Origin of the sequence: Altererythrobacter litoralis (assembly GCF_036324225.1) — a bacterium.
In the GTDB taxonomy this organism is placed as follows: Bacteria; Pseudomonadota; Alphaproteobacteria; order Sphingomonadales; family Sphingomonadaceae; genus Erythrobacter; species Erythrobacter litoralis_A.
In genome coordinates this window covers 1-8358 of sequence record NZ_JAZDQV010000018.1, presented here as the reverse complement: position 1 = coordinate 8358, position 8358 = coordinate 1, and the positions used below count along the sequence as shown (strand labels likewise).

Below are 8358 nucleotides of genomic sequence, written 5' to 3'. Positions count from 1 at the left end.
CGGTTCCGCTTCGCTCCACCTACGGCCACCCATGGCGCAGGAGGCAATTATGCACTAACAAACAACACGGACCACTCAGTGGGGGCCGGTCATCTCTCTGTTCGGAATTCCACCACATATACAGCTACACCATATGGTGGTGGCATCAGCAGGCTTTACGTTGGTTGGTGGCAGCCATCCAAACGAGACCTTGTCGCCACGCTCATCGCCGCAGGGCAGGACAACTGATGCTGACACCCAAGCAAGAGATATTCGCACAAGCCATCGCAGACGGGCGATGCCAGGCTGAGGCGTACCGCCAGGCATATAAGGTCCATCATCAGACCAAGCCTGAAACGGTCTACAAACGAGCATCAGAGTTGATGGCCGACGGGAAGGTTGCGGGTAGGGTTATGGCCCTACGGAATGCCTTGGCAGATTGCGCCCTCTGGGAGCGTAGGCAAAGTGTCAGGGTTTTGCGAGACATTGCATTGGGTGATGCCCCCGCCGCGAACAGGATACAGGCGGTTCGAGAATTGAACCTGATGCACGGATATCACCAACCCGATAGGCTCGAAGTGCAGTTGCGAGAGCTGCCTCCTATCACCGATGAAAGCTGGCTGTAGGCACAAGCCATCAAGCTTGTGGGCTATGTGCCCTTAGTGATGCTCTCATCCAGCCGAGCAATTTGTCCGCGCAAGCCAGCAATAAGCGAGGTTCGAGCGGCTTGCAGTGCCTTGTGAGCCTTCCAGACCTCGCTCACTTTTGCTGCAGCTAGTGTCTCGGCCTCTTTTGCCTTCTGCTCAATCTCCACCCATTTCTCGTCGCTGAGATTGTATTCGTGCTGGTCAATACGCGCAGGAACCGAGACGTCATCTAGTGTAGTGGCAAGGTCATCTAACGCGACGAATAGCGCAGACTTCGCATTCTCCACTTCCGGGTCAAAATTGTTCCGGAGCGCGGCCTTGGCCTGGTTGCGCGCTGTGCTGATGAGCGTTTCGACATTAAAGGCCTCATGAGGACCTACCTTGATGGGCTCGCCATCGGGGTCGCTCGTAACACGGCCAGCTTCGTAAAGTGGCTGCTCGATGATGTCCTTGAGTTTAATAGTGAGCTGCTCTTCTTCCTTAAGCCGCATAGAAAGTGTTTCCCGATGCAGCATTCGGGTTTGAAGATTGCTATCCTTTAGCTGTCTCCAGACAGGCGCGCCAGCGTACCAAGCAGCTCCGATTGCCAAGATGCCGGTGATGAGTGTTTGGTAGTGATAGATAAAACTGCACAACCATGAAATTCCATCGACGCATTGGTAAAGTTGCACGTACCGGCTCCCCTAGTTCCTTTTGCTTCGCCAATCAGCGAAACAGGTGCTTTTGAATATCGAGGAAAGCACCGCGAATTTCCCCTATCGAGCCTAGCTTGCGCTTCGCATCGTTGGTGCCGCCATACCGTATCTGGAGGAAGTCGCTTATGCGGCTGGGGGCTAGCTCGCGGATGCCCTGCATCTCATAGGCTTGGAGAATGTAGGCCAAGAAAGCTTGCATCTCTTCCTCATAGCCTCCCAGTCCTGTCCCCTTGGCAGCCTCCACTCGCTGCGAACGAGATAAAGGCGCCAGCGTGAAGCGCACGTAGGCAAGCACATCGAAGATATCGCTATTGGGCGCATCGATGAGACGGCGCATGTCGTCCAGCCGGTCGCGGTCGTACCCCATCTCTTCGAGACGGCTGATAAATGAGGTTCGCCGCTCCGGGTCGCTCCATATCTGCCGTAATTCATCTGCACTGGACACCAACGAACCAAGGTCGCCGAACAGCTGGTCCATGAACTCCTGAGCAGTGATTTGCCTCCCGTGGAACCAATATGTGGTCTCGCCGACGTAGCGTATCTTGCGCTCTTTGCCGTCCGCCAGCTTCACAACGATGCGCTCGGCTGGCTCCGGCGGTTCGACGGGCGGCTCGGGCGGTTGTGGGGGCTCCGGCGGTTGCGGTGGCTTGGGCTTATCTGGACCGTCAGGCGGTAGAGGTTCCCCATCCCACTCAGGGTCGTTGAAGTGCTCGTAGGCCTTCACGAAGTCGTAGACGGTGAAGAAGTCTTTTCCCTCGTAGGTCCGCGTGCCGCGCCCGATGATTTGCTTGAACTCAATCATTGAATTGATGGGGCGCAGCAACACGATGTTGCGGATGTTGCGCGCATCGACCCCGGTGGACAGCTTTTGCGATGTGGTCAGGATTGTCGGGAGCGTCTTCTCGTTATCCTGGAACTCGCGCAGGTGCTGTTCGCCGAGCTTGCCGTCATCCGCTGTCACCCGCTCGCAGTAGTGCGGGTCGGGGTTGGACTTCACCTGGTTGATGAAATCACGAACGCGTGCCGCGTGGGCCTGCGTGGCACAGAAGACGAGCGTTTTCTGCCGCTGGTCAATCTGGTCCATGAACTCATCGACGCGGCTCCGCTCGCGCTCGTCGATTACGAGCTTCGTGTTGAAGTCCGCCTCAGTGTATTCCTTGTCCGGGTCGATTTCCCCGCTCACCACCTCGTCATCATCGCTGTAGGTATAGGTATCGAGCGTGCTGGCCATCTGCCGCACCTTGAACGGCGTCAGGAAGCCGTCGCCGATGCCTTCTTTCAGCGCATAGGTGTAAACGGGCTCGCCGAAATACTTGTAGGTGTCGGCGTTCACATCGCGCTTGGGCGTTGCGGTCAGGCCCAACTGCACTGCTGGTGAGAAATACTCCAGGATGCCGCGCCACGTGCTTTCATCCTTGGCTCCACCCCGATGGCATTCATCAATCACGATGAAGTCGAAGAAGTCCGGGTCGTAGCCCTCGAAGCGGAACTCGTCCTCGCCCGTCATGAAGGTCTGGAAGATGGTGAAAAAGACACTGGCGTTGGTTGGCACACCGCCCCGCTTGCGAATTTCCTCGGGGCTGATGCGGCACAAGGCATCTGGAGGAAAGGCACTGAATGCGTTGTAGGCCTGGTCGGCTAGGATGTTGCGGTCAGCCAGGAAGAGGATACGCGGTCGGCGGCTGGGCTCGCGCCCGAGGTTCCACTTCGACTGGAACAGCTTCCATGCAATCTGGAAGGCAATGGAGGTCTTTCCTGTGCCTGTGGCTAGGGTGAGAAGGATGCGCTGCTTTTCCTGCGCTATGGCCTCCAGAACGGCTGTAATGGCGTTGTGCTGGTAGTATCGCGGCTGCCACTTGCCACCCCCCGTCTCGAAGCCGACTTCGCCGAAGCGTTCGCGCCAGTCATTGCCGTGCGGAAAGCACCGCTGCCAAAGTTCTTCAGGTGTCGGAAACGGCAGGTCGAGCTCGCCCTCGCTGCCGGTGTGCATGTCGATGCCATACCAGCCGAGACCGTTGGTGGAGTAGGCGAAGCGCGCCTTGAGCATGGTCGCGTAGTTCTTGGCCTGCCCTACGCCGTCCGTATGTCCAAGCCCAGCCCGCTTGGCCTCAATGACAGCCAGTTTGTGGCCTTTGTAGTTCAGCACATAGTCTGCAGACAGTGCTCCGGACCGTTCACCGCCGCCGATGATGCGCCCGGGGCAGACCAGTTCGCGATTAATGTGCGCGCCTTCCACCACGCCCCATCCAGCGTCTCTCAGGACCGGGTCGATGCGATTGGCGCGAGTATCGGCTTCGGTTTCCTGCATCGGCTCAGGTCAACTCCCCGGCGAAGGCCCTTTGGAGAATGGACTGGCGGAGGTCGGCTAAGTCATCCAATTTTCGAAGGTAATAATTTGCCGAGCCAGCCGTCTCCCCTTCAACGTCTTTCAGCCTATCGGCAATTTCCGACTGGTCTAGGGCATTTGGCCAAGTGACCCTCATTGGATGCACCAAGTTTCTGTTCAGAGAGGGATTGGCTGCGCCAGTGTCCAACTCAGCTAGCTTCAGACCACGCATCAAATATGAAACGAGGCGCGGGTTGTTGCCCTTAAAGTCCTTGACGTAAAGTGTCGTATCGTGAGGCCAGTAGGGCTCTTCAATGTAATGAACACTGCCAATGGAGCCTTTGCGACCAATGACCACGCCCGGTCCTGCCACCTTGGCTTCATCATGGTAAGACTTCACACCTCCACTGGAAACAACTGGCACATCACCGGGGCGCTGGTCCTTCTTCGTGATGTCATGGCCGCGCTGAAGTGTGATTAGGTCGCCGACTGTGCAGGAAGTCCAGCCTTCGCCCTCTCTTTGAAAGGTCTTAGCGAGAGACGCCTCCAGCAACTCCCCGGCGTCCGCAAGATTGGCCTCGGTTAGGGCATAGGCGCGGTCGAGGGCGGCGAAGGCCTGGTCCAGCACCGCAACAATCCGCTTCTGCTCCTCCAGCGGGGGGAGCCACACTTCCAGTTCTTTCAGTTTGGCCTTGTTGAGCGTCTTGCCCTTTACCTTTTCGTCACCAGCCGCCGCCTCCTGCCAATCGAAGAAGGTCAAATACCAATAGAGGAATTGCTTTGAGACCGCGCCTTCATCGAGGTCATGCAGCGCAGCGATTGCTTCGTTTGTGAAGAGGTCGCGACCAGCATAGCAAAGTCTTCCCAGCGTCAGCTTGAAACTCACTAGCAGGGTGCCCTTCGGCACGAGCTTCATTCGCTTGGCAGCAGATTGTGAAACGTATTCCTTGCTGTCATGCACAGCTGCATGAAGGGTGTCAGGCATGTCTGCGATAGACAGCCACACATTTTCTGTCTCTCGCTTCTCGTCCCAGTTCGATTTAGATTTTCGGGCGGGCGTGCTGCCTAGCTCAATGCGACAAAGGTCACCCAGCTTGGCCAAGCGCCAGCCTTCCGGCAGCAAATTACGGGTCACAGCATTCCCCGGATGTCTTCGAGGATTTGCCGTGTTTCCTCATCGCGGCTCAACATATCAGAGATTATCTGCTCCGGTTCGCGCAGAGGCTATTCTTCCGGCGCATGGGGATTGCGCACCGACAGGTCCCATGTCGTTTGGTCAAGGTCATCGACCTTCACCACCCAGCTTTTCTCGCTGTCCGCCTTGTCCGATTGGAGCGCGACGAACTCGGCCAGGTCATCATCGTTGAGCGGATTGGTCTTGCCCAGTGAGCGGCCCGGGTCGAGCTGATAATACCAGACCTGCCGCGTGGGCGCGCCCTTCTCGAAGAACAGCACCACCGTCTTGACGCCTGCGCCCTGGAAGGTGCCGCCAGGGCAATCGAGCACGGTATGCAGGTTGCAGCTCGTCAGCAGCTCCTTGCGCAGCTCCACGCTGGCGTTGTCAGTGTTGCTCAGGAAGGTGTTCTTGATGACAATCGCCCCGCGCCCACCAGCCTTCAGCTTGCGAATGAAGTGCTGCAGGAAGAGGTAGGCCGTCTCGCCCGACTTGATGGGGAAGTTCTGCTGCACTTCCTTGCGTTCGCCCCCACCGAACGGCGGATTGGCCAGCACGATGTCGTGTCGATCGCTCGGCTGAATATCCATCACATTCTCGGCGAGCGTGTTGGTGTGGCGGATTTTCGGGGCCTCCACACCGTGCAGCACCATGTTCATCACGCCCAGCACATAGGCGAGCGACTTCTTCTCCTGCCCGTAGAACGTCTTGTTCTGCAGCGTATCCCACTCAGCAGCAGAGAGGTCATCACGGCGCAGGTATTCGAACGCCTCGCATAGGAAGCCAGCCGAGCCGCAGGCACCATCGTAGATGGTTTCGCCAATCTCTGGCTTCACCACCTTAATCATGGCGCGGATGAGTGGGCGCGGCGTGTAGTATTCGCCGCCATTGCGACCAGCATTGCCCATCCGCTTGATGCGGGTCTCGTAGAGGTCGGAGAGCTCGTGCTTGGCCTTGCTGCTGCCGAAATCGAGCGTGTCGATGATGTCGATGACTTCGCGCAGTGAGTAGCCAGAGCGGAAGCGGTTGGCGATCTCGGAGAATATTTCACCAACCTTGTATTCCAGCGTGTCGGCATCCTCCGCACTGGCGCTGAAACCCTTGAGGTAGGGGAACAGCTCGCCGTTGACGTAATCAATCAGGTCCTGCCCTGTCATCGCCACGGAGTGGTCAATCTCGCCGTTCGCCTTCTTGGGGGCGGCCCAGACATCCCAGCGATATTCTGCGTCGAGTATGGGCTGGTAGTCCTTACCCTCCAGCTCCGCCTCGTCCTGCAGCTCCATCTCCAGGTCATCGAGATATTTGAGGAAAAGCAGCCAGCTGGTCTGCTCGGCGTAATCGAGCTCGGATGCCAGGCCCTCGTCATTGCGCATGGCCCGGTCGATGTTGTTGAAAGCGTTTTCGAACATGCGACTAGTTAGCCACAAGCCACTCTCCCGCCAACCGAATTTCTGTAAACAGGAGGTGGTTCGACACAGTCTCGCGCCTCGAAACCATCGCCGAATATAAGGTGGACAGAAAGGTGGATGGAAATCCAGTCAAAAGCGCCAAAGCACTGAATTATATCAATTTTGTGAAGATAAATGGTGCCCAGAAGAGGCATCACATTCGGCCTATTTTTCTGAATATTTTCAGGTATTTAGGTAATTCGGTTTATGCAAAGAGCCCGCAAAAGGCCCGCAAAAACCGTCTAATGCATTGGTTCGATGCCTTTTTCGGGACTCGAATCTTGATTTGCTTCTCCGTCAGGGAGTGAATGTTCCGGCAGGCTCTGCGTAGCTCTTGATGCTCTTTTTGGGGCTTTCATGCCAGCCGATATTGAATGCCCAATAGGTCGGAAAGAAATAGAGCGTTGAGTAAGGGAGGTGCTCGTGGATCCATCGAGCGAGTATCTGCCAATCGCCTTGCTCTTGGTGATTGGCCCAGAAACTGGGAACGACCACACAAGCCATCGCCCCCATGTGTCCGTTCACATCGAGGCGATCCCAGATGTGCCCCGCGAAATTGCTCTCGTTCGAAGCACAGGTGTAGCCGGCCTTCTTCTTGCGCTGCATCGCATTGCAAAAGCCATTTACCTCACACGAGCGATACGCAGACCGGATCGCAATCCTGCCCCAATGGTCTTGAAGGGGTTCGAGCAATTCCTCGCATAGGTGTCTGCCTGCCTTGATCGCCAGGTCTGGATCATCTGGCGGTTCTGCATCGACCAGCCCACCACTCGGCGGGAGTAAAGGTCGATCACCACCGCCAGATAGGCAAAGCCCTCCTGCGTCCTGATGTAGGTGATGTCGGTCACCCATGTCTTGTCGGGTGCCGCGACATCGAACTGGCGGGCCAGCGTATTGTCGACCACCCTGGATGGCTTGCCACCATAGCTGCCCGGCCTGCGCTTGTAGCCGATCCTCGCTTGTAGCCATGCCGGGACTCGCGAGACACCTTTATGATCGCCCTAATCGGGCAGGAGGTGTTTCGAATGACGAAAGAAGATCAGCGCGAGATCCAACGCAAGCTGCGGGTGCTCCGGCACGCCGAGCGTACCGGCCAGGTGGCGAAGACCTGCCGCTACTTTGGCATTGGGCGGGCCAGCTTCTACAGATGGAAGCGCGCCTATAAGCGAGACGGGGAAGCTGGACTGGCCAATGCCAAACCCATTCCAAAATCGTCGCCCAACCAGACGCCACCGGAGGTCGAGGAGAAAGTTCTTCATCTCCGAAGGAAGTACCATCTCGGGCCCGAGCGGATCATGTGGTACATGGCGCGCTATCATGCGGTTCGAATGTCGGATGCAACCGTCTATCGCATCCTCAGGCGTCACGGCCTGAACCGACTTCCACGCGGCACGCGCGTTCGCAAAATCCATACCAAGCGGTATAACAAGCAGGTGCCGGGCCACCACATCCAGATGGATGTCAAGTTCCTGACTCTAATCGGGAAGCGCGGCAAGAAGGTCCGCCGTTTCCAGTACACTGCCATCGACGATGCAACCCGCGTGCGCGCCCTCAAAGTCTACAAGCGGCATACTCAGGCCAACGCCATCGACTTCGTCAATCACATCATCGACAAGTTCCCCTTCCGCATCCGGGAAATACGCACCGACAATGGGCATGAGTTCCAGGCGAAGTTCCACTGGCACGTCGAGGACCTCGGAATCCGCCACGCCTACATCAAACCCAGTTCACCTCAGCTCAACGGCAAGGTCGAGCGATCGCATCGCTCCGACAGCCAGGAGTTCTATCAGCTGCTCACCTACAAGGGCGACGTCGATCTCGAAGAACGCCTCGATGAATGGGAGCGCTTCTACAATTTCCATCGACCGCACGGCGCGTTCAAAGGAAAAACGCCTTATGAAGCGCTTCGCGAGAAGCTATAGAACAGGTCCAACCGTGTCTCGCCAGTCACCCGATGTTACAAGCAATTCCTCGCATAGGTGTCTGCCTGCCTTGATCGCCAGGTCTGGATCATCTGGCGGTTCTGCATCGACCAGCCCACCACTCGGCGGGAGTAAAGGTCGATCACCACCGCCAGATAGGCAAAGCC

General features: G+C 57.2%; 7 protein-coding genes and 1 pseudogene. 2 read left to right on the top strand and 6 right to left on the bottom strand.

Annotated features, from left to right (window positions below):
* The first annotated feature begins 227 nt into the window (after window positions 1-227).
* The gene (locus VRS74_RS12590; RefSeq protein ID WP_354145577.1) at window positions 228-605 is read left to right on the top strand and encodes a terminase small subunit; all 378 of its coding nucleotides are present in this window, start codon (window positions 228-230) and stop codon (window positions 603-605) included.
* 23 nt (window positions 606-628) lie between these two features.
* Here VRS74_RS12590 and VRS74_RS12585 read toward each other — a convergent pair whose 3' ends face one another.
* The 6 genes and pseudogenes from VRS74_RS12585 to VRS74_RS12560 form a co-directional block, all read right to left on the bottom strand.
* Window positions 629-1297 carry a hypothetical protein gene (locus VRS74_RS12585; protein WP_354145576.1) on the bottom strand — a complete coding sequence of 223 codons (669 nt, stop codon included), beginning with the start codon at window positions 1295-1297 and terminating at the stop codon, window positions 629-631.
* A 34-nt stretch (window positions 1298-1331) separates the two neighbouring features.
* Window positions 1332-3629: an EcoAI/FtnUII family type I restriction enzme subunit R gene (hsdR, locus tag VRS74_RS12580; RefSeq protein WP_354145575.1), complete on the bottom strand. Its 2298-nt coding sequence runs from the start codon at window positions 3627-3629 to the stop codon at window positions 1332-1334.
* A 4-nt stretch (window positions 3630-3633) separates the two neighbouring features.
* Window positions 3634-4782: a restriction endonuclease subunit S gene (locus VRS74_RS12575; RefSeq protein ID WP_354145574.1), complete on the bottom strand. Its 1149-nt coding sequence runs from the start codon at window positions 4780-4782 to the stop codon at window positions 3634-3636.
* A gap of 89 nt (window positions 4783-4871) precedes the next feature.
* Window positions 4872-6194, bottom strand: coding sequence for a class I SAM-dependent DNA methyltransferase (locus VRS74_RS12570; protein WP_354145573.1), 1323 nt, complete (start codon window positions 6192-6194; stop codon window positions 4872-4874).
* A 372-nt stretch (window positions 6195-6566) separates the two neighbouring features.
* Complete coding sequence (locus VRS74_RS12565) at window positions 6567-6875, bottom strand: hypothetical protein (RefSeq protein WP_179406848.1); 309 nt, start codon at window positions 6873-6875, stop codon at window positions 6567-6569.
* Between the two features lie 137 nt (window positions 6876-7012).
* Window positions 7013-7234, bottom strand: a pseudogene (locus VRS74_RS12560) (DDE-type integrase/transposase/recombinase); the annotation flags it as partial.
* A 60-nt stretch (window positions 7235-7294) separates the two neighbouring features.
* Between VRS74_RS12560 and VRS74_RS12555 the strand changes: the two are divergent.
* The gene (locus VRS74_RS12555) at window positions 7295-8191 is read left to right on the top strand and encodes an IS481 family transposase (protein WP_179406847.1); all 897 of its coding nucleotides are present in this window, start codon (window positions 7295-7297) and stop codon (window positions 8189-8191) included.
* The last annotated feature ends 167 nt before the right edge of the window (window positions 8192-8358 follow it).